Source organism: Achromobacter sp. ISS7 (genome assembly GCF_056523125.1).
In genome coordinates this window covers 446461-465945 of record NZ_JAWRZD010000001.1, presented here as the reverse complement: position 1 = coordinate 465945, position 19485 = coordinate 446461, and the positions used below count along the sequence as shown (strand labels likewise).

At 67.9% G+C, this 19485-nt stretch carries 16 protein-coding genes; 3 read left to right on the top strand and 13 right to left on the bottom strand.

The features are described 5' to 3' along the window. The first annotated feature begins 57 nt into the window (after positions 1 to 57). Genes AC1HFW_RS02070 through AC1HFW_RS02060 form a run of 3 tightly spaced genes read left to right on the top strand, consistent with a single transcriptional unit; the run spans position 58 to position 2881 of the window. Entirely contained in the window at positions 58 to 1269 is a 1212-nt protein-coding gene (locus tag AC1HFW_RS02070) for an ABC transporter substrate-binding protein (RefSeq protein ID WP_006393764.1), read from the top strand. Then, positions 1266 to 2030: an SDR family NAD(P)-dependent oxidoreductase gene (locus tag AC1HFW_RS02065; protein WP_035360122.1), complete on the top strand. Its 765-nt coding sequence runs from the start codon at positions 1266 to 1268 to the stop codon at positions 2028 to 2030. Before AC1HFW_RS02070 ends, AC1HFW_RS02065 begins: the two co-directional genes overlap by 4 nt. 14 nt (positions 2031 to 2044) lie before the next feature. Then, positions 2045 to 2881, top strand: a complete 837-nt coding sequence (locus AC1HFW_RS02060) for an IclR family transcriptional regulator (RefSeq protein ID WP_061072042.1) — start codon at positions 2045 to 2047, stop codon at positions 2879 to 2881. 4 nt (positions 2882 to 2885) lie between these two features. Here AC1HFW_RS02060 and ppa read toward each other — a convergent pair whose 3' ends face one another. From ppa to metE, 13 genes are all read right to left on the bottom strand, one after another. Continuing rightward, positions 2886 to 3416 (bottom strand): inorganic diphosphatase, encoded by a 531-nt coding sequence (gene ppa / locus AC1HFW_RS02055; protein ID WP_061072043.1) that lies wholly within the window; start codon positions 3414 to 3416, stop codon positions 2886 to 2888. Positions 3417 to 3444: 28 nt separating this feature from the next. Continuing rightward, a complete protein-coding gene (locus tag AC1HFW_RS02050; RefSeq protein WP_006393759.1) occupies positions 3445 to 5052 on the bottom strand; it encodes a heme biosynthesis HemY N-terminal domain-containing protein in 1608 nt (535 codons plus the stop codon). Between the two features lie 5 nt (positions 5053 to 5057). Beyond that, the gene (locus AC1HFW_RS02045) at positions 5058 to 6248 is read right to left on the bottom strand and encodes a uroporphyrinogen-III C-methyltransferase (RefSeq protein WP_479281601.1); all 1191 of its coding nucleotides are present in this window, start codon (positions 6246 to 6248) and stop codon (positions 5058 to 5060) included. A 37-nt stretch (positions 6249 to 6285) separates the two neighbouring features. Next, entirely contained in the window at positions 6286 to 7098 is an 813-nt protein-coding gene (locus tag AC1HFW_RS02040) for a uroporphyrinogen-III synthase (RefSeq protein WP_479281600.1), read from the bottom strand. Next, positions 7098 to 8045 carry a hydroxymethylbilane synthase gene (gene hemC / locus AC1HFW_RS02035; protein ID WP_035360119.1) on the bottom strand — a complete coding sequence of 316 codons (948 nt, stop codon included), beginning with the start codon at positions 8043 to 8045 and terminating at the stop codon, positions 7098 to 7100. The genes AC1HFW_RS02040 and hemC overlap by 1 nt, the downstream gene beginning before the upstream one ends. A gap of 6 nt (positions 8046 to 8051) precedes the next feature. Then, positions 8052 to 8177 (bottom strand): hypothetical protein, encoded by a 126-nt coding sequence (locus AC1HFW_RS02030; protein ID WP_006393755.1) that lies wholly within the window; start codon positions 8175 to 8177, stop codon positions 8052 to 8054. After that, positions 8164 to 8883: a TerC family protein gene (locus AC1HFW_RS02025; protein WP_006393754.1), complete on the bottom strand. Its 720-nt coding sequence runs from the start codon at positions 8881 to 8883 to the stop codon at positions 8164 to 8166. The genes AC1HFW_RS02030 and AC1HFW_RS02025 overlap by 14 nt, the downstream gene beginning before the upstream one ends. Before the next feature lie 115 nt (positions 8884 to 8998). Beyond that, complete coding sequence (locus AC1HFW_RS02020; RefSeq protein WP_006393753.1) at positions 8999 to 9697, bottom strand: TerC family protein; 699 nt, start codon at positions 9695 to 9697, stop codon at positions 8999 to 9001. Between the two features lie 246 nt (positions 9698 to 9943). Next, entirely contained in the window at positions 9944 to 10825 is an 882-nt protein-coding gene (gene sucD / locus AC1HFW_RS02015) for a succinate--CoA ligase subunit alpha (RefSeq protein WP_006225012.1), read from the bottom strand. Positions 10826 to 10928: 103 nt separating this feature from the next. Then, positions 10929 to 12089: an ADP-forming succinate--CoA ligase subunit beta gene (gene sucC, locus AC1HFW_RS02010; RefSeq protein ID WP_006393752.1), complete on the bottom strand. Its 1161-nt coding sequence runs from the start codon at positions 12087 to 12089 to the stop codon at positions 10929 to 10931. Positions 12090 to 12099: 10 nt separating this feature from the next. Beyond that, positions 12100 to 12702, bottom strand: coding sequence for a DUF2889 domain-containing protein (locus AC1HFW_RS02005; protein WP_035360118.1), 603 nt, complete (start codon positions 12700 to 12702; stop codon positions 12100 to 12102). 142 nt (positions 12703 to 12844) lie between these two features. After that, on the bottom strand, positions 12845 to 16816 hold the full coding sequence (locus tag AC1HFW_RS02000) for a Pls/PosA family non-ribosomal peptide synthetase (RefSeq protein ID WP_479281599.1): 3972 nt from the start codon (positions 16814 to 16816) through the stop codon (positions 12845 to 12847). Between the two features lie 187 nt (positions 16817 to 17003). After that, the gene (gene metE / locus AC1HFW_RS01995; RefSeq protein WP_479281598.1) at positions 17004 to 19301 is read right to left on the bottom strand and encodes a 5-methyltetrahydropteroyltriglutamate--homocysteine S-methyltransferase; all 2298 of its coding nucleotides are present in this window, start codon (positions 19299 to 19301) and stop codon (positions 17004 to 17006) included. Positions 19302 to 19485: the final 184 nt, after the last annotated feature.

The window sequence follows — 19485 nt, the reverse complement described above, 5'->3', positions numbered from 1 at the left end:
GCGACCGCCCGGCACAGGGCGGCGCGCAAAGACACAAGCCCCCAAGGAGACAAACCCATGAAAACCCGTTTCAAGCTTTGCCTGGCCGCCTGCGCGCTGGGCGCTGTTTCGCTGTCGGCCCAGGCCCAGGTGTCCGACGACGTCGTCAAGATCGGCGTGCTGGGCGACCAGTCCGGCATGATGGCCGACCTGTCCGGCAAGTTCGGCGTCGAGGCCGTGAAGATGGCGGTCGAGGATTTCGGCGGCACCGTGCTGGGCAAGCCGATCGAGGTGGTGTCCGCCGACCACCAGAACAAGGTGGACATCGGCGTCTCCATCGCGCGCCGCTGGTACGAGAACGACAAGGTCGACCTGATCCTGGACGTGCCCAATTCCGCCATCGCCCTGGCGGTGCAGGACCTGACCCGCCAGATGAAGCGCGTGGTGATCTTCACCAGCGCCGGCTCGGCCGACCTGACCGGCAAGGCCTGCTCGCCCAACGGCATGCACTGGACCTACGACACCTACGCCTACGCCACCGGCGTGGCCAGCGGCGTCATGGAAGACGGCGGCAAGAGCTGGTTCTTCATCACCTCCGACTACGCCTTCGGCCACTCGCTCGAACGCGACGCCATGGCGGTGGTCAAGGCCAAGGGCGGCCAGGTGGTGGGCAGCGTGCGCCACCCCATCGCCAGCGCCGATTTCTCGTCGTTCCTGCTGCAGGCGCAGGCCTCCAAGGCGCAGGTAATCGGCCTGGCCAACGGCAGCGGCGACACCATCAACAGCATCAAGCAGGCGTTCGAATTCGGCATCATGGGCAGCAAGCAGCGCGTGGCGGCGCTCTTCATGAGCATCGTCGATGTGCGCAGCGTCGGGCTGGAATACGCGCAGGGGTTGAACCTGGTCGAGCCGTTCTACTGGGACCAGGACGACAAGGCGCGCCAATGGTCCGAGCGCTACTTCAAGCGCACCGGCCGCATGCCGTCGATGGTGCAGGCCAGCAACTACAGCGCCACCATGCACTACCTGAACGCGGTCAAGGCGGCCGGCACCGACGCGTCCGAGGCGGTGATCAAGAAGATGCACGACACGCCCATCAACGACTTCATGACCGAGAACGGTCGCATCCGCGAAGATGGCCGCGTGATGCGCGACCTGTACCTGTTCCAGGTGAAGAAGCCGTCCGAATCGAAGCGCGACTGGGACTACTACAAGCTGGTGCGCAAGATTCCCGCCGAACAGGCGTTCCGTCCGCTGGACCAGGGCGGCTGCGCGCTGGTGAAGCAATGACGGGGGGCCCGCTCGGACTATTGGCCGGCAAGCGGGCCGTCGTCACGGGGGGCGCCAACCCCCGTGGCATCGGCGCCGCCATCGTCGCGCAATTCCTGGCGCAGGGCGCCAGCGTGGCGGTGCTGGACCGCGACTACCCCGACAACGCCGACGCCGGGCTGGCCGGCGGCCGCGTCAACCTGCACTGCGATGTGTCGAGCAGCGCCTCCTGCGAGCAGGCCGTGGCACAGGCGGCGCGGGCGCTGGGCGGCATCGACGTGCTGGTGAACAACGCCGGCATCGTCGCCGCGACCCGCATCTGGGACCTGCCCGAGGACGAGTTCCGCCGCATGGTCGACGTCAACCTGACCGGCACCTACAACGTCACCCGCGCCGCCCTGCCGCGGCTGCTGGAAAGCGAGCGCCAGCCGGCCATCGTCAACCTCGGCTCGACCGCGGCGCTGCGCGGCGGCGGCCTGCTGGGCGGATCGCACTATGCCGCCTCCAAGGGCGGCGTGATCAGCTTCACCAAGGCGCTGGCGCGCGAACTGGGGCCGCGCGGGGTGCGCGCCAACTGCGTGGCGCCGGGCATCATCGAGACCGACATGACGCTCGGCAAATTCGGCGAAAATTGGGAACAAGAACTCAAACAGGGCATTCCGCTGCAACGCTTCGGCTCTCCGGCCGAAGTGGCGCAGGCCATTCTGTTCCTGGCCTCGGACCTGTCCTCCTACTCAACCGGCATCGTGGTCGACGTCAACGGCGGCTTCCACATTCACTAGGCGCGTCAGCAGCAATGAGCACTCCCGATCGCATGTTGTCCATCCTCGACCTCTTCCGCGACGACACCACCGCCGCCTTCCAGGAGGATGTCATGGCGCATCTGGAGTGCTCGCGGGCCACGGCCTACCGCTATCTCAAATCGCTCACCGAAAGCGGCCTGCTGGCGCCCACCGCGGGCGGCGCCTACGTGCTCGGCTCGCGCATCATCGAGCTGGACCGGCACCTGCGCCGGCACGACCCGCTGATGCGCGCGGCGCGCGAGGTGATGCGCGCCACCGGCGACGAACTCAACGCCAACCTGATGCTGTGCAGCTACTACGGCGACAAGGTCATGTGCGTGGACCGCTACTGGACCGACCATTCGATCGAATCCAGCTACGCGCGCGGCCGCCCCTTCCCGATGTTCCGCGGCGCCACCGCCAAGCCTATCCTGGCCAACCTGCCGCCCTACCAGCTGCGCAACCTGATGCTGTGGCACGCCGCCGAAATCCGCGAGGCCGGGCTGGGCGAGGACTGGGATGCGTTCCGCGCCAACATCAAGCAGCTGCGCGCGGCCGGCGTCTGCGTCTCGCACGGCGAGGTCGACCCGGGGTTGATGGGGATCGGCTCGGCCATCTTCACGCCGGACCAGAAGGTGGTGGGCAGCCTGGTGTTCATCGCCGCCGAGGCGCGCACGCCCGCCAAGCGGCTGGCGCTGCTGCAGGAACGCATCCAGGCCGCGGCGGCGCAGGTGACGCAGAATCTGCAGGGCCTGCAAGACAACGGCGCGGCGGCGATCGGCATCATGCCGTCGCGGCCGCGCCGCCTGAAAGCGCCCGCCGGTGCGACACCGGCGCGGCGCAAGGCCTGATCGATCAGGCCTTGTTGTAGCGCTCGGCGCTCTTGACGATTTCCTCGTGGGCGGCGTCGACGCCCTTCCAGCCCTTGACCTTGACCCACTTGCCCTTTTCCAGGTCCTTGTAGTGCTCGAAGAAGTGCTGGATGCGGGCCGTGTCTTCGGCCGGCAGGTCTTCGTAGGACTTGATGTTGCGGTACGGGGGGTACAGCTTTTCGATCGGCACGGCCAGCAGCTTGGCGTCGCCGCCCGACTCGTCGTCCATTTCCAGCACGCCGATGGCGCGGCAGCGCACCACGGCGCCGATCTGGATCGGGAACGGGGTCAGCACCAGCACGTCGGCGGGGTCGCCGTCTTCCGACAGGGTCTGCGGGATGTAGCCGTAGTTGCACGGGTAGTGCATGGCCGTCAGCATGAAGCGGTCGACGAAGATCGCGCCCGACTCCTTGTCGACCTCGTACTTGACGGGGTCGGCGTTCATGGGGATCTCGATGATGACGTTGAAGTCTTCCGGCAGCTTCTTGCCGGGGGGCACGCGATCAAAACTCATGATTGAACCTTGTTAGTCTGAAAGAGGATCAAAGCGAACCGTCGTCCTTGAACGGCGGCTTGGTGGTCGGCGCCGGCACCGCGGGCGCGGCCGGCTTGGGAGCGGCCGGCGCGGCCGGCGAATACGTCGGCACGGGGTTGTCGAACGCCGCGGCCGGAATCGGCGCGCTGTCGAAATACTCGTCGATGTCGGAGGTGCCGCCGACGACCGGCGCGTCTTCCGGCGCCAGCGCGCGCGCCTGCTGTTCCTTGTTGGCGCGGGCGTCCGGATCCAGCACGTAGTCCGACGCCGACGCGGCCACCGCGGGCGGCAGCGCGGGATAGTCGCCGCCGATATCGGCGTCGCCATCCGACAGGCCCACCGCGTAGCCGCCCTCGGCGTCCAGGCGGTAGGGATCCGAGCCGATATCCGCGGCCGGCAGCGCCGCGTCGGCGGCCAGCACCGGCAGCGCCATGCTGGCGGCGGTGGCGAGGCGCCAGTGGCGCACCGCGTCGGCCGGGCGGTCGAGACGGTCGTACAGGCTGCCCAGCAGCGCGTGCGTCTGCGCATCGCTGCGGCGCGACAGGCTGCGCAGCAGGTAGCGTTCGGCCTGGCCCCACAGCTGGCCGTTCAGGCACAGCATGCCCAGCGCGGTCAGCAGGTCGGGATCGGTGGGCCGCTGTTGCAGCCAGGTCTCGGCCTTGGCCAGGCGGCGCGACACCTGCTCGGCATCGCAGCGCGCGTAGGCGGCCACCAGGGCGGGGTTGAATTTCACGGCGATGGCAGCCTCGAGCACCTTGGCGGCCTCGTTGGCCTCGCCGGCCGCTTCGAAGGCGGCGGCGCCCGCCAGCGCGATCTCGGGCAGCAGGCGCTCCTCGGCCTTGAGGTCCTTCCAGATGGCGCGCCAGCCGTCGTTGGCGGCCGCCGCGCGCAAGCGCGCCGCGCCGGCCACGTCGATCAGGTGGTCGCCTTCGGTGCGCGCCAGCGCATTGCGGCGCAGCAGGCCGCGCGCCAGCGTGAAGACCTGTTCGTCATGATGCAGGGCCGTGTGCGCGCGCAGCAGCAGGCGCATGGTGTGCAGGTGGCGGGCGCCGCCATCGGCCAGCGGCGCCAGCACGGCCAGCGCGCGCTCGGCGCGGCCCTGGTCCAGCAGCATGTCGGCCGAGACCGTCGCGGTGGCTTCCACCAGGCCCGGATCGGTGCCGGCCTGTTCCTGGGCGGTCGCCAGCAGGCGGTCGCGGCGGTCGAATTCACCCAGGCCGTGCGCGGCGCGGGCGGCCGACAGCGCGGCCAGCACGCGGCGGGTCTGCACCTTGGTCTGTTCGAGCAGCTTGGTCAGATCTTTTTCGGCGTGCGAATAACGGCCTTCGAGCAGGCCGATCCAGCCGCGCTCGAGCAACTCGTGGTCACGCGCCTGGGCGCGCTTGCCGCGCCAGGCGCGGACGCGATCGGGAATGGCCAGCAGCCAGGCCAGCAGGCGCAGGCCCACGTAAAGCACCACGAAGGCCGCCACGATCAGCAGCACGGCCAGCGTCAGCGACATCGAGATGCGCCACGGCCAGACCAGCAGCAGCACATTGCCGGAATGGGAACGCAGCACCACCGCCAGGGCGACGGCGATGACGGCGAGCAGCAGAGTCCAGAACCAGGTACGCATGGGCCTTAGTCCTGGTCGCTGGTCTTGAAGCCGGCGGCGCGCAGCGCGGCCACGGCGTTCAGGCTGTCGGACACGTCGGGCATGCGCACCGCGATGTCGGTCTGCGCCAGTTCGCGGGCCAGGTTCTGGGCCGCGATCGTGTCGGGGGAACGGTTGTCGAAATACTTGGCCAGCGTGGTGCCGACGTTCTCGAGCTCGCTCTTCCAGACCGCGGGCTGACGCATCAGCATGGCCAGTTGCACGGTCAGCAGGCGCTGGCGCAGCGTGCCGCGCACCTGGTCGGCCTGTTCCGGCGACAGCAGCAGCGCCGCGGGTTCGTCGACGCGCTGGATGGTGATCAGGCCACCGAGTTCATGGGCCAGCGCCGAGCCGGCGCGGCCGGGCCACGAGGCCACTTCGGCGCGCCAGCGTTGCCACCAGGCCGCGTCGGCCGGCAGGCCGGCCTGCGGATCGACCGCGGCCGGCGCCGGGGTCGCGGGGCGGGTCTCGCCGGCGGCGATGCCGGGCGCGGCGGCGTCCGGCACCAGCAGCGGCGCCTTGCCGACCAGGGCGGTCAGGCGCTCGATGCGGGCCGACTGGGCCGGGATGTCGACGGTGGAGACGGCGCGCAGGCGGTCCAGGTCGCCGTTGATGGCCTGTTGCAGGCTGGAGAAGCGCGGACGGTCGGCCCGCGCCAGGCGCGATTGCGCGGTTTCCAGCGCGACGATGGCGTTGGAGACGTTGCCGGCCAGGCGCAGCTGCTGGCTGCCGATGGTGAGCAGGCGCTCGACGTCGTTGGCCAGCAGTTCGTCGCTGGCGCTGTCGTTGAAGTTCTGCCAGGCCTGTTGCAGGGCGTTGTATTGGCTCTGGGTCTCGCGCACGCTGTCTTCGAGGTCACCCAGGCGGCCGGCCTGGGCTTGCGCCAGGGCCAGGGCCTCGCGCGTGTCCTTGCGCGCCTGCGCCACGTCGGCGGCCAGCGTGTCCAGGCGCGAGGCGACCTCGCGGCCGGCGGCGACGAACTGCGTGCGTTGCTGCCACAGGGCATAGCCCAGCCCGACGGCGAGCAGGATGACGATGATGAGGGCGGTGACCAGGGGGCCACTGCCGCGCTTGGCCGGACGGGCCTTGACGGAATCGGCCGGGGCCGATGCGGGCGCGCTGGCGCCCGGGGCGGCCAGGTGAACGGCCGGATCGGTAGCGGGAGTCTTGTCTGTCATGACGCGATTGTATTCGGTGTCAGTCCGAAGCAACGAATCAAGCAGCAACAAAAGCCTGGAAAATCGACTCGTCGTTGGGCAGGCAGATTTTTACCGTTGCTTGCACGCCCAGGTCCTGTGCCGGCGCCGGCACGCGCCGCGCCAGCGAAGGATGCGTCAGGACGAAGCGGCAGCCGCCCCACCAGGCGGCCAGTCCGGCCGCGCGCAACTGGTCGCGCACCGCGTCCGCGCCCTCGCCGCTGGTGATGAGCCAGGTAGCCGCCACGCCCTGCGCGGCCCAGCGCCGCAGGGGTAAAAGCTCGGACTCGTCCCATTGGGCCGGCTGGCGCCGGTAGGCCGCATGACGTGTCACGGCCACGCCATGTGACTGCAATTGTTCGCTCAGCCAGTCGCGGCCCTGCGTGCCGCGCACCAGCAGCACGCGCGACGGCAGCCGCGGCAGGCCGCAAAGCACCTCCCAGAGCGCCTCGGAATCATGGCTGGCGGCCTCCTCGCCGGGATGCAGGACTGTTGTATTCGCGCCAAAACACGGCAGCTCGGCCAGTCCCGCCGCGCTGGCCGGCCCGACCGTGGCGATGGCCACGCCCGCGGGCCAGGCCGCCGGGCCGTCGGCGCGGGCCAGTTGATCCAGGTATTGCCGGGCGGCGTTGCCGCTGACGAACACCACCAGGTCGTAGTCCGCCGGCCGCGGCAGGGCCGCGGGGGCGACAGGCAGCGGATGGATATCGAGCGCGGGCAGGATGCAGGGCGTCCAGCCGGCGGCGCGCAGACGGTCGGCCAGCGCCTCATTGCGGCCGGCGGGCCGTGTCAGCACGGCCACGCGCGGCGCCTGGGCGTTGGCCCCGTTCATCAGTCCTCGGGGGACGCGTCTTGCAGCAGCTCGTCGAGAATGGCCTGGGCGCCGGCATCGAACAGCTCGGCGGCGACCGCCTCGCCGATGGCCTGCGCCTGGTCCACCGGACCGCTGCGTTCGGCGCGCAGGGTGCGCGTGCCGTCGGGCGACGCCACCAGCGCGCGCAGCGTCAGCTTGCCGCCGTCGATTTCGGCGTAGGCCGCCAGCGGCACCTGACAGGAGCCACCCAACCGGCGCGACACCGCGCGTTCGGCCAGCGAGATCGAGGTGGCGGTGGCGTCGTTCAGCGGCGCCAGCCAGGCGCGCATGTCGTCGCGATCGTCGCGGATCTCGATGGTCAGCGCGCCCTGCCCGGCCGCCGGCAGGCAATCCGCCGGATCGAGCAGGCAACGGATGCGGTCGGTCAGGCCCAGCCGGTTCAGCCCGGCGGCGGCCAGCACGATGGCGTCGTATTCGCCGCGATCGAGCTTGCCCAGGCGGGTGTCGAGGTTGCCGCGCAGCGGCTTGACCACCAGCTGCGGGTAACGCGCGCGGATCTGCGATTCGCGCCGCAGGCTGGAGGTGCCGACGACGGCCCCGGCCGGCAGGTCGGCCAGCGTGTCGTAGCGGTTGGAGACGAAGGCATCGCGCGGATCGGCGCGATCGAGCACGGCGCACAGCTCGAACGGCGCCTGCAGATCGACCGGCATGTCCTTCAGACAATGCACGGCCAGATCGGCGCGGCCGTCGAGCAGCGCGTTTTCGAGTTCCTTGACGAAGAGCCCCTTGCCGCCCACCTTGGAAAGCGTGCGGTCGAGGATCTGGTCGCCTCGGGTCGTCAGGGTGAGCAGTTCAACCGCGCACGCCGGGTACAGCGTGCGCAGCCGATCGCGCACATGCTCGGCTTGCCACAGGGCAAGCCGGCTGGCGCGGGTCGCGATGACCAAGCGTTGCGGCAGAGACACGAGGCGTCATCGAACGAAGTGGGAGACGATGACCGTCGCCACAACGCCGAGGATGGCCAGCACGAACAGGCCCTGCAGGAGGCTCAGGCCTGATTCGGTTTGCTGGGGATCGGCGGATCTACGCAGACTCATGTACGGATTCCTTGGAGGCGGTTTTGCGGCTTGCCAGCCACCGTCCAAGGACAACAACGAGCAAGGCGCCGAAAATTTCTACGCCGATTTTAACCGCAGTGGGCTGGACGCCGAATTGACCTTCGACAAACACGTCCGTAATCAGCATGCCGCCCGCGATCCAGCCCAGCAGCGCCGCGCCGAAAGTCACCACCAGCGGGTAGCGGTCGATCAGCTTCAGGACCAGCGTGCTGCCCCAGATGATGATGGGCACGCTCACGACCAGGCCGAAGATGACCAGACCGATCTGATGGTCGGCATGGGCGTTCTGGGCGGCGCCGGCGATGGCGATGACGTTGTCCAGGCTCATCACGAAGTCGGCGATGATGATGGTCTTGATGGCGGCGATGATGGATGTGCCGCCCTTCACGTTGCCGTGGGCGTCATCCTCGGGCACCAGCAGCTTGACGCCGATCCAGACGAGCAGCAGGCCGCCCACCACCTTCAGGAACGGGATCGACAGCAGGGTCAGCGCGAAGGCGATCAGGACCACGCGCAGCAGGATGGCGCCGGCGGTGCCCCACAGGATGCCCTGCATGCGTTGCTTGGGCTCCAGGTTGCGGCAGGCCAGCGCGATCACCACCGCGTTGTCGCCGCCGAGCAGGATGTCGATGAGGATGATCTGGAATACCGCTGCCCAACTCAGCGTCTGGAAAAACTCAAGCAATTTGAACCCCCGAAGGCATTTATCAAAATATAAAGGCCGGCCCCGTGCCGGCCAACCCGCCGCCGCGTCAGGCGCGGCAGCGGGCTTGGTACAACCTGTTATTGTAGTTCAGCTTTCAGTCAGCTTTCTGGCGCATCAGCAAAACTTTGCCGATCGCCAAAACCAGCACCGCGCCCAATACCCCGGTCATGAGGGCAAAGCTGTGCTGGGTCACGCCCAGTGCCGCGTCGATGCGCGCCACCGGTTCCTGCAGGGCCGGATCTCCCACCAGCAATTCGCCGGCGATGAAACCCAGCAGCGCCGCGCCCACCCAGACAATGAGGGGGAAGCGCTCGATCACCTTGAGCAGCAGCGTGCTGCCGAAAATGACCAGCGGAATACTGATCGCCAGGCCCAGCACCAGCAGGGTCGTGTCGCCCATCGCCGCGGCGGCCACCGCCACCACGTTGTCCAGGCTCATGACCAGATCGGCGATCATGATCGTGCGGATCGCGGTCAGCAGGTTCCCATGATTCTTGCCGTCGCCCTCTTCCTCGCCTTCCGGCAGCAACAGGGTCACGCCGATGTAGACCAGCAGCAGCGCGCCGATGAGCTTGAGCCACGGCAGCATCAGCAGCTTGGCGGCGACCAGCGTCAGCACGATACGCATGATGATCGCGGCGGCCGAGCCGATCACGATCGCTTTCTTTTGTTGCGCCGGAGGCAGCGAACGCGCCGCCAGCGCAATCACCACGGCGTTATCGCCCGACAGCAGAATGTTGACCCAAATGATCTGGAGCAACGCTAACCAGAATGCCGCTGAACTGAGTTCCATACCTCTCTTTCCTAGGACGTGATCCCCCTAGGACAAACCAAATGAATGGGTGAAAAAGACAAAAAGACGTACTGACCGTCTTGGTGCGAGCCCGACGGCATTCTTGCTGGGTACGTGCAGAATTTCTTTCATTATAGTTTCGTTCAGCTTTCCGTATGTTTCACCGGCCGTATCATGGACACGGGGTTTCCCTAGGGAAGAACGAAAAAAGGCCCGCCGAAGCGGGCCTTCTTCATGCAAACAACCTTACAGCACCGACTTGAGCAGCTTGCCCATTTCGGACGGGTTGCGCGTCGTGCGGATGCCGCAAGCTTCCATGACTTCCAGCTTGGCGTCGGCCGTGTCGGCGCCGCCGGAGATCAGGGCGCCAGCGTGGCCCATGCGCTTGCCGGCGGGAGCCGTGACACCCGCGATGAAACCGACGACCGGCTTCTTCATGTTGTCCTTGGCCCACTCGGCGGCGTTGACTTCGTCCGGACCGCCGATTTCGCCGATCATGATGACGGCGTCGGTGTCGGGATCGTCATTGAACAGCTTGAGCACGTCGACGTGCTTCAGGCCGTTGATGGGATCGCCACCGATGCCGACGGCGCTGGATTGACCCAGGCCCAGCTCGGTGACTTGCGCCACGGCTTCGTACGTCAGGGTGCCCGAGCGGCTGACGATGCCGATGCGGCCCTTGCGGTGGATGTGACCGGGCATGATGCCGATCTTGATTTCGTCGGGGGTGATCAGGCCGGGGCAGTTCGGGCCCAGCAGCAGCGTCTTGCTGCCCTTGGCCTTCATGCGGTTCTTGACTTCCAGCATGTCACGGACCGGGATGCCTTCGGTGATGCAGATCACCAGATCCAGTTCGGCCTCGACGGCTTCCCAGATGGCGGCGGCGGCGCCCGCGGGCGGCACGTAGATGACGGACACGGTGGCGCCGGTATCGGCCTTGGCGTCCTTGACCGACGCGAAGATCGGCACGCCTTCGAAGTCCTCACCGGCCTTCTTGGGGTTCACGCCGGCCACGAAGGCAGCCTTGCCATTGGCGTACTCGCGGCACATGCGCGTGTGGAACTGACCGGTCTTGCCCGTGATGCCCTGGGTGATGACCTTGGTGTCCTTGTTGATCAGAATCGACATTTGTGAATCCTTGGATTTTCTTTGTACCGCCGGGCCGTCCCAAGGTGGCAAACACCCCCTTGGGGGGCAGCAAGCCACGAAGGGGCGCGGCGTGGGGGCATATTTACTTGACGGCGGCTACGACGCGGGTGGCGGCTTCGGCCATCGTGTCGGCGCTGATGATCGGCAGGCCCGAGTCGGCCAGCATCTTCTTGCCGAGTTCTTCGTTGGTGCCCTTCATGCGGACGACCAGCGGCACGTTCAGGTTGACGGCCTTGCAAGCAGCGATCACGCCTTCGGCGATGACGTCGCAGCGCATGATGCCGCCGAAGATGTTGACCAGAATGGCCTTCACGCTCTTGTTGGCGAGCATGATCTTGAAGGCTTCGGTGACCTTCTCGGCCGTGGCGCCGCCGCCGACGTCCAGGAAGTTGGCCGGCTCGCCGCCGAACAGCTTGATGGTGTCCATGGTGGCCATGGCCAGGCCGGCGCCGTTCACCAGGCAGCCGATGTTGCCGTCGAGCTGGATGTAGGCCAGGTCGAACTTGCTGGCTTCGATTTCAGCGGGATCTTCTTCGTCCAGGTCGCGGTAGGCGACGATTTCCGGGTGACGGAACAGGGCGTTGGGATCGAAGTTGAACTTGGCGTCCAGGGCGATGATGTTGCCCTTGCTGTCGCGGTTCAGCGGGTTGATTTCAACCAGCGAGGCATCGGTTTCCATGTAGCACTGGTAGAGCTTCTGGAACACGTCCACGGCCTGGGCGGTCGAGTCGGCGGGCAGGCCGATCGCGTTGGCGATCTTGGTGGCTTGCTCGGCGGACAGGCCGGTCAGCGGGTCGATGTATTCGGTGATGATCTTCTCGGGAGTGGAGTGGGCCACTTCCTCGATGTCCATGCCGCCTTCGCTGGAGGCGATGAAGGCGACCTTCTGGGTGGCGCGGTCAGTGACCAGCGACACGTAGTATTCCTTCTGGATGTCGGCGCCGTCTTCGATGTACAGGCGACGGACCTTCTGGCCTTCCGGGCCGGTCTGGTGCGTGATCAGCTGCATGCCCAGGATTTCCGAGGCGAGCTTGCGCACGTCGTCCAGCGAGCGCGCCAGCTTCACGCCGCCGCCCTTGCCGCGGCCGCCCGCGTGGATCTGTGCCTTGACGACCCAAACCGGTCCACCCAGCTTTTCAGCGGCAGCCACGGCCTCGTCGACGGAAAGAGCGGGGATCCCGCGCGGCACCGGGATGCCAAATTGCTTCAGCAGTTCCTTGCCTTGATACTCGTGGATTTTCATGTGTTACCTGTCAGGACGTATGAGAAAGAGAAGGTGAATCGGAGGTCGAATCGGCCGATGCCTCAGCGCTACCCCCGGTGTACCACTTGGGATAGTGCTCAGCCACCACCGGGCCGTCGGTGCTCAGCGCATGACAGCCGTCCAGTTGGAATGGACGCCGGTTCGGGTTGCTTTCCTGCCGCCGGCGGTTGGCCATGGTCTGCACCGCCGCGGTGGGAAGCACCTGCGACAGCTCGGTCATGTGCGTACAGCCCTCGACATGGCCGAAGCGCTCCTTGACCTGGCGACGGAACCCCTTGAGCAGGTTCATGCCGATCAGGTCAGCGTAGGCGGATTCGATGGCCATGCAGTGCTCGCCGTAGGGAGCGGCATCATAGACGGCCTGCGCCGCCACGATGGTGAAATCGCCATCGATGGTGATGCGCAGGTGCATATGGTGGATGGGTTGCCCCGCCTTGAACATCTCGCCGTCGCGCTTGGGAAAATCGTACGCCTTGACGTCGATGAGCTCGGCTTCCAGGTCCCACTTGCCGTCATCGCGCGCATACGACTGCACGCGTATGGAACGCGTGTGCAGCGGCTGGCGAGGACAATCCGGCGGTGGCAAGGGCATGCTTGGGGCCTGCGGGGCGAAGACGGCCGGCGCATGGTGCGCGGCAACAAAACCTTCAAAGTATAGCGCAGCCCGCCCTGCCCCGACCGTCAAAATGCGCGCCGCGAACGCCCGCCGCCCGGGCGGATCGCGCCGCGCCGCCTCAGCGTTGTGTCCACGGCGTGGCCGGACTGCCCATCCAGGCCTGCCCCGCCGGGATGCTTTCGCCCTTGAGCACCAGGGTCAGCGGCCCCAGGCGGGCGCCGTCCTCGACCCGGGTGTCGTACAGGATGGTGCTGCGCGGGCCGACATTGACGCCGTTGCCGATGCGGACCTGCCCGATCTTCATGACGCGATCCTCGAACAGGTGCGTCTGCGGTCCCGACCAGGCATGCAGCACGGCATCGTCCCCAATTGATACACAGTCGTACTCGGTGATGTCGGTGGTGTCCATGAACACCCGCTTGCCGATGCGCGCGCCCATGCAGCGCAGGGCCAGCGGCAGCCAGGGCGTGGCGCGCAGAAAGTTGAAGAAGTTCGGCACCGCGATCGACTCGTACAGGCTGGTCACCGCCTCGCTCTTCCACACGAACGGCGTCCACATCGGTTCGGCGTGCGGACGGTAGCGGCCGATCAGCAGCCACTTGAGCGCCACCAGGAACAGGAAGGTGCCGACGCCGTACAGCACGCCGGCCAGCATCAGTTCGTCGAACGCCGCCAGGAAACCGTCGCGCACCGCGATCGGGATGACCTTCATGACCGTCAGGTAGCCCACCGCGATCACCACCGCCAGCGGCAGGATCATGCGCATCAGTTCGACCGCGCCGCGCGCCACCTTGCGGCCCACGCTGGGGCGGAAGGTCAGGTGGTCGGGAAAGCCCGCCGCCTGTTCGCGCGCCGGCAGCGCCAGCGGCGGATTGCCCAGCCAGGTCTGGCCGCTGGCCATGCGGGCGTTGGCCGGCGCCCGGCTCTGCACCCCGATCAGCACGTCGTCGGGCAGGACCGAGCCATCCGGCACGTAGGCGCCATTGCCGACGAAGCTGCGGTTGCCGATGACGGTGGGCCGCATGGTCATCCAGCCGCGGTCGATCTCCTCGTCGCCCAGCATCACGCCGTCGGCGATGAAGCTGTCGCGGCCCAGCGTCAGCATGTCGGGCACGATGCCCATCGCGGTCGAGATCTCGGTGCCGGGCCCGACCTTGGCGCCCAGAAGCCGGTACCAGGTGCCGGCATAGATGGAGGCATACAGGCCGTGCAGCACGCTCAGGCTGGATTCCTGGATCTGGTTGGTCAGCCAGCGCCGCAGGTAGATCTGGCCATAGACCGGCCAGCGTCCGCTCGCCAGCCGCGGCAGCAGCGCCCAGCGCAGCATGGCGGACACCAGCACCGTCAGGAACAGCAGCAAGGCGCTGGCCGGCAGGGCCAGCAGCAGGTAGGCCAGGAAGGCGTTGGGCCACCAGACGCGCGAGCCCATCAGGTCGAGCCAGCGCGCGTCGATCCAGTCGATCAGCACGAAGCTGGGGAACACCGGCATGAAGAACAGCGCGGCGATCAGCGTGCCGCCGGCGGCGTAGGCCAGCATGTCCAGCCGCGCCCAGCGCCCTTCCCGCACCGGCCGCTCGGGCAGCTCGGGGGCGCGCGCCTGCGGATCGTGCCGCGCCGGCGCGCCACTCCAGATCTGGCCGGCCGGAATGCGCGAGCCGGTCGCCAGCGACGACAGGCCGTCGAGCCGGCCATCGTCCTCGATGGTCACGTCGCCCTGCACCACCGCGTACGAACCGACATAGGCGTTGCGGCCCAGCGTGATGGGCGCGACGTCCCAGTGCGCGCCGTGCACCTCGAAGTTCTCCAGGTTGACCGCCGCGCCGACGCTGGCGCCGTCGCCCACCGTCAGCAGGTCTGGGGCCCGCACCGAAATGCGGCTGATGGCGGTATCGCGGCCGATGCGCGCGCCCAGCGCCCGCAGATACCAGGCCTGCAACGGCGAGCCCGCCAGGAGGTGCGCCGGCGGAATGTCGAGGATGCGGTCTACCAGCCACCAGCGGTAGAACGTCCAGCCGTAGAGCGCATAGCGGCCCGCCTTGAGGCGGCCCAGGATGCCCCACTTGCAGACCACCGCCACGCCGAAGCTGAGCAGGTTGCAGGCCAGGTAGCTGGCGATCGACAGCGCCACCGCGCGCCAGACCGAATCGCCCTCGTCGCCGGTGAAGTAGTGATAGGTGAAGAACGGCGTCAGCCAGATCAGCATGCGCACGCCGATCAGGAGCGGCAGCACCGCCAGCTGCGCCAGGCCACAGGCCCAGCGGCGCCATTCCGGCGCGCGCTCGATCGGCGGCTGCTGGACCGGCGCCGCCGCGGCCGTCGATTCGGCCGCCAGCGCGTCGAGCCGCGCCGCCAGCGCGCCCAGCACGGAATGCTGGTAGAGCTCGTGCATGGTCAGCGCGGAAAACTGCGGATGCTTGCGCAGCGATGACACCAGCCGCGCCGCCAGCAGCGAATGGCCGCCCAGGTCGCGGAAGAAATCGCTGGCCAATCGCAACGGCTGGCCCGGGAACAACGGCCGCAGCGCCTCGAACAAGGCATGCTCGGCGGGCGAGACCGGCGTGTCGTCCTCGCCGCTGGGCTCGGACGCGGTAGCCAGCTCGCGCGCCTTCAGCGCCTTGCGGTCGATCTTGCCCGAAGTCAGGCGCGGCACTTCGGCCACCAGCTCGAAGCGGGCCGGAATCATGTAGGCGGGCAGTTCCGCGGCCAGCGCGGCGCGCAGCGCGTGCGGATCGAGCCGCGCGTCGCCCTCCGGCGTCAGGAACGCCACCAGCTGGTCGATGCCGGCCAGGTCGCGCAGCACCACGGCGGCGGCGCCAACGCCGGCCTGCCGGTACAGCGCGGCCTCGATCTCGCCCAGCTCGACCCGGAAGCCGCGCACCTTGACCTGGTCGTCGCTGCGGCCCAGGCACTGGATCTGGCCGTTCTCGTCGATGCGCGCCAGGTCGCCGCTGCGGTACATGCGGGTGTCGTGCTCGCCGCTGGGACGCGGATTGGCCAGGAACTTCTCGGCCGTCAGTTCGGGACGCCCCAGGTAGCCGCCGGCGACGCCGGGGCCGGTGATACAGAGCTCGCCGGTCTGCCCCTGCGGCAGCACCGCGCCATCGTCGCCGCGGATCAGCATGCCGTAGTTGGGCAGCGGCGTGCCGATGGTCACCGGCTGGCCGGGCAGCAATTCCGCCAGGCTGGCCGACACCGTGGTCTCGGTCGGGCCGTAGGTATTGAACAGGCGGCGGCCAGGCGTGGCCCAGCGCTGCACCAGGAATTCCGGGCACATCTCGCCGCCCAGGTTGACGATGCGCAGGCCGGGCACGTCGCGCGCGAACAGCGCCAGCAGCGTCGGCACCGCGTGCAGCACGGTCACGCCCTCGCGCACCAGCGCGTCGGGCAATGCCTCGGGATCGGTGGTCAGCATCTTGGGCGCCACCCACAACGTGGCGCCGACCAGATAACTGATCCAGATCTCCTCGAACGACATGTCGAAGGCCACCGAGAAGCCCTGGTAGACCTTGTCGCCATGGCGCACGCCCAGCACTTCGTTCTCGCTGCGCAGGAAATGGCAGATGCTGGCCTGGCTGATCGGCACGCCCTTGGGCTTGCCGGTGGACCCCGAGGTGTAGATCACGTAGGCCGGATGCTCGGGCAGCAGCCCGTCACGCCGGCGCAGCGGCGCATCGACCGCCACCGACAGCTCCCAGGTGGTCCAGGTGATCATGCCATCCAGGCGCACGTCGCCGCCCGCGACCAGGCCGCGCGCGCCGGCGTCCTGCAGGCACACCAGCATGCGGTCGGGCGGCGTATCGGATTCGAACGGCAGCCAAGCCGCGCCCGCCTTGGCGATGGCGGCCTGCATGACCAGCAGGTCGTCGCCGCGCGGCAGGCACAGGCCGACGATGTCGCCCGGCCGCACGCCGGCCTCGATCAGGTGGTGCGCGGCCAGATCGGCGCGCCGCCCGAGCGTTTCGTAGGTGAGGGTTTGATCCAGCCAATGAATGGCCGCGGCGGTGGGATACCGCAGGATCGTGGCTTCCAGAATATCGGGCAGCGTCTCCGCTTGCAGCAGATCCGGCCGATAGGGGCCTTGGAGAATCATAGGTACGGCGACAATCCAGCAGAAAGGATGTTGTCCCTATTGACCCACACGGCGCGATTTCGTTCAAGCGCCAATGAAAAAAACCCCTATGGTGTGCATCCCGCGCACAACACAGGGGTTCCGGGCCGCCGGACCCGGAAGGCCGGCCCGGACGCATCCGGGCCGAGGCCCGACCGGCCGCCGCCGCTCAGGCGGCGTCGCGCAGCGCGCGGGCGGCTTGCACCATGCCGATCAGCGCGGCTTCGGTTTCAGGCCAGGCACGCGTCTTCAGGCCGCAATCCGGGTTGACCCACAGCCGCTCCTTCGGCAGGCGGGCGGCGGCCTTCTGCATCAGGCCGACCATCCAGTCCACCTCGGGCACGTTGGGCGAGTGGATGTCGTAGACGCCCGGGCCGATGTCGTTCGGGTAGCGGAAGTCCTCGAACGCCTTGAGCAGTTCCATGTTGGAGCGCGACGTCTCGATCGTGATCACGTCCGCGTCCATGGCGGCGATCGATTCGATGATGTCGTTGAACTCCGAATAGCACATGTGCGTGTGGATCTGCGTCTCGTCGCGCACGCCGGCGGTCGACAGGCGGAAGCAGTCCACCGCCCAGTCCAGGTACGCCTGCCAGTCGGCGCGGCGCAGCGGCAGGCCTTCGCGGATGGCCGGTTCGTCGATCTGGATGACGCTGATGCCGGCGGCTTCCAGGTCCACCACTTCGTCGCGCAGCGCCAGCGCCAGTTGGCGGCAGGTCTGTTCGCGCGGCTGGTCGTCGCGCACGAACGACCACTGCAGGATGGTGACCGGACCGGTCAGCATGCCCTTGACCGGCTTGTCGGTCAGCGACTGGGCGTACGAGGACCAGCCCACCGTCATCGGCGCGGGACGGGCCACGTCGCCGAAGATGATCGGCGGCTTGACGCAGCGCGAGCCGTAGCTCTGCACCCAGCCGTTCTTGGTAAAGGCGAAGCCGGCCAGCAACTCGCCGAAGTACTCCACCATGTCGTTGCGCTCGGGCTCGCCATGCACCAGGACATCCAGGCCGACCTTTTCCTGGAAGCGGATCACTTCCTCGATTTCCTTGCGGATAGCGGTCTCGTAGCCTGCGTCCGTCAGCGCGCCCGACTTCCAGTCGCGGCGCAGCGCGCGGATCTCGGCGGTCTGGGGAAACGAACCGATGGTGGTGGTCGGATAGGCCGGCAGCCCCAGTTCTTCCTGCTGGCGGGCGATGCGGCCGGCGAACGGCGCGCGGTCGCGCGACACGCTGGCCGACGCGGCCATGCGTTGCGCCACGGCGGGATTGTGGATGCGGGTCGACGAGCGGCGCGCGGCCAGGGCGGCGCGCTGCCTGGCCAGTGCTTCCTGCACGCCGGCATCGGCGGTGCCTTCCAGCGCGCGGCCCAGCAGGCTCAGTTCATCCAGCTTCTGCGTGGCGAACGACAGCCAGCTCTTGAGCTCGGCGTCCAGTTCGGTTTCGTTGGCCAGGTCCACCGGCACGTGCAGCAGCGAGCACGACGGCGCCAGCCACAGGCGGTCGCCCAGCTGCTGCCTGACCGGCGCCAGCGTGGCGATGGCGGCATCCAGGTCGGTGCGCCAGATGTTGCGGCCATTGATGACGCCGGCGGACAGCACCTTGTCGGCGCCCAGGCCGGCCAGCACCTCGGCCAGTTGCTCGGGCGCGCGGACCAGGTCCACGTGCAAGCCGGCCACCGGCAGGTCCAGCGCCGTGCGCAGGTTGTCCTTGAGGCCATCGAAGTAGGTGGCGATCAGCAGCTTGACCGGGCTGGCCGACAGCGCGGCATACACCTGCTTGAAGGCGTCGCGCCAGGCCTGCGGCAGGTCCAGCACCAGGATCGGCTCGTCGATCTGGACCCACTCCACGCCCAGCTTGGCGAAACGCGCCAGCACTTCTTCATACACCGGCACCAGGTTGGCCAGCAGTTGCAGCTTGCCGGCGTCGGCCGCGCCGTCGGCGAAGGCGTCGCCCTTGCCCTGGAACAGCCAGGTCAGCGGGCCCGGGATCACCGGCTTGACGGCATGGCCCAGCGCCTGCGCTTCCCGGATCTGCTCGAACAGCGATTCACGGGCGATGCGGAAGGTCTGGCCCGGCACCAGCTCCGGCACGATGTAGTGGTAGTTGGTGTCGAACCACTTGGTCATTTCGCACGCGGCGGCGGGCTTGCCCGACGGGGCGCGGCCGCGGCCCATGCGGAACAGCGTGTCCAGCGAGACCGGCTCGCTGTCCTTCTGGCCGAAACGCGCGGGCACGGCACCCAGCAGCGTGGTCCATTCCAGGATCTGGTCGTACCAGGCGAAATCGCCCACGGGCACGAACTTGACGCCGGCGGCGGCCTGCACCTTCCAGTGCTGGGCGCGCAGTTCGCGGCCCGTCTGTTCCAGCGCCTCGCCGCTCTGCTTGCCAGCCCAATAGGCTTCGACAGCGCGCTTCAGTTCCCGCTGGGCACCAATGCGGGGGAACCCCAAATTATGAATCGTAGTCATGGCAATCCCGTCGTTAGACAAAATTTGTTCAAGTGACGGCTATTCTGCGGCCAAACCAAAATGAATCAAAATCAATGTCTACATCCATAAGATGAAGAAATCTCATAAAATACAAGTTCATTCCCTCCGGGGCCGGCTGCCCCGGCCGCTGGATCGCCGCGCCATCCTCATCCCATCCTTGCCG

Excerpts from the sequence above, each read along its gene's own strand:
- AC1HFW_RS02070 (WP_006393764.1), top strand. The coding sequence starts at position 58 with ATGAAAACCCGTTTCAAGCTTTGCCTGGCCGCCTGCGCGCTGGGCGCT.
- AC1HFW_RS02065 (WP_035360122.1), top strand. The coding sequence starts at position 1,266 with ATGACGGGGGGCCCGCTCGGACTATTGGCCGGCAAGCGGGCCGTCGTC.
- AC1HFW_RS02060 (WP_061072042.1), top strand. The coding sequence starts at position 2,045 with ATGAGCACTCCCGATCGCATGTTGTCCATCCTCGACCTCTTCCGCGAC.
- ppa (WP_061072043.1), bottom strand. The coding sequence starts at position 3,416 with ATGAGTTTTGATCGCGTGCCCCCCGGCAAGAAGCTGCCGGAAGACTTC.
- AC1HFW_RS02050 (WP_006393759.1), bottom strand. The coding sequence starts at position 5,052 with ATGCGTACCTGGTTCTGGACTCTGCTGCTCGCCGTCATCGCCGTCGCC.
- AC1HFW_RS02045 (WP_479281601.1), bottom strand. The coding sequence starts at position 6,248 with ATGACAGACAAGACTCCCGCTACCGATCCGGCCGTTCACCTGGCCGCC.
- AC1HFW_RS02040 (WP_479281600.1), bottom strand. The coding sequence starts at position 7,098 with ATGAACGGGGCCAACGCCCAGGCGCCGCGCGTGGCCGTGCTGACACGG.
- AC1HFW_RS02030 (WP_006393755.1), bottom strand. The coding sequence starts at position 8,177 with ATGAGTCTGCGTAGATCCGCCGATCCCCAGCAAACCGAATCAGGCCTG.
- AC1HFW_RS02020 (WP_006393753.1), bottom strand. The coding sequence starts at position 9,697 with ATGGAACTCAGTTCAGCGGCATTCTGGTTAGCGTTGCTCCAGATCATT.
- sucD (WP_006225012.1), bottom strand. The coding sequence starts at position 10,825 with ATGTCGATTCTGATCAACAAGGACACCAAGGTCATCACCCAGGGCATC.
- sucC (WP_006393752.1), bottom strand. The coding sequence starts at position 12,089 with ATGAAAATCCACGAGTATCAAGGCAAGGAACTGCTGAAGCAATTTGGC.
- AC1HFW_RS02005 (WP_035360118.1), bottom strand. The coding sequence starts at position 12,702 with ATGCCCTTGCCACCGCCGGATTGTCCTCGCCAGCCGCTGCACACGCGT.
- AC1HFW_RS02000 (WP_479281599.1), bottom strand. The coding sequence starts at position 16,816 with ATGATTCTCCAAGGCCCCTATCGGCCGGATCTGCTGCAAGCGGAGACG.
- metE (WP_479281598.1), bottom strand. The coding sequence starts at position 19,301 with ATGACTACGATTCATAATTTGGGGTTCCCCCGCATTGGTGCCCAGCGG.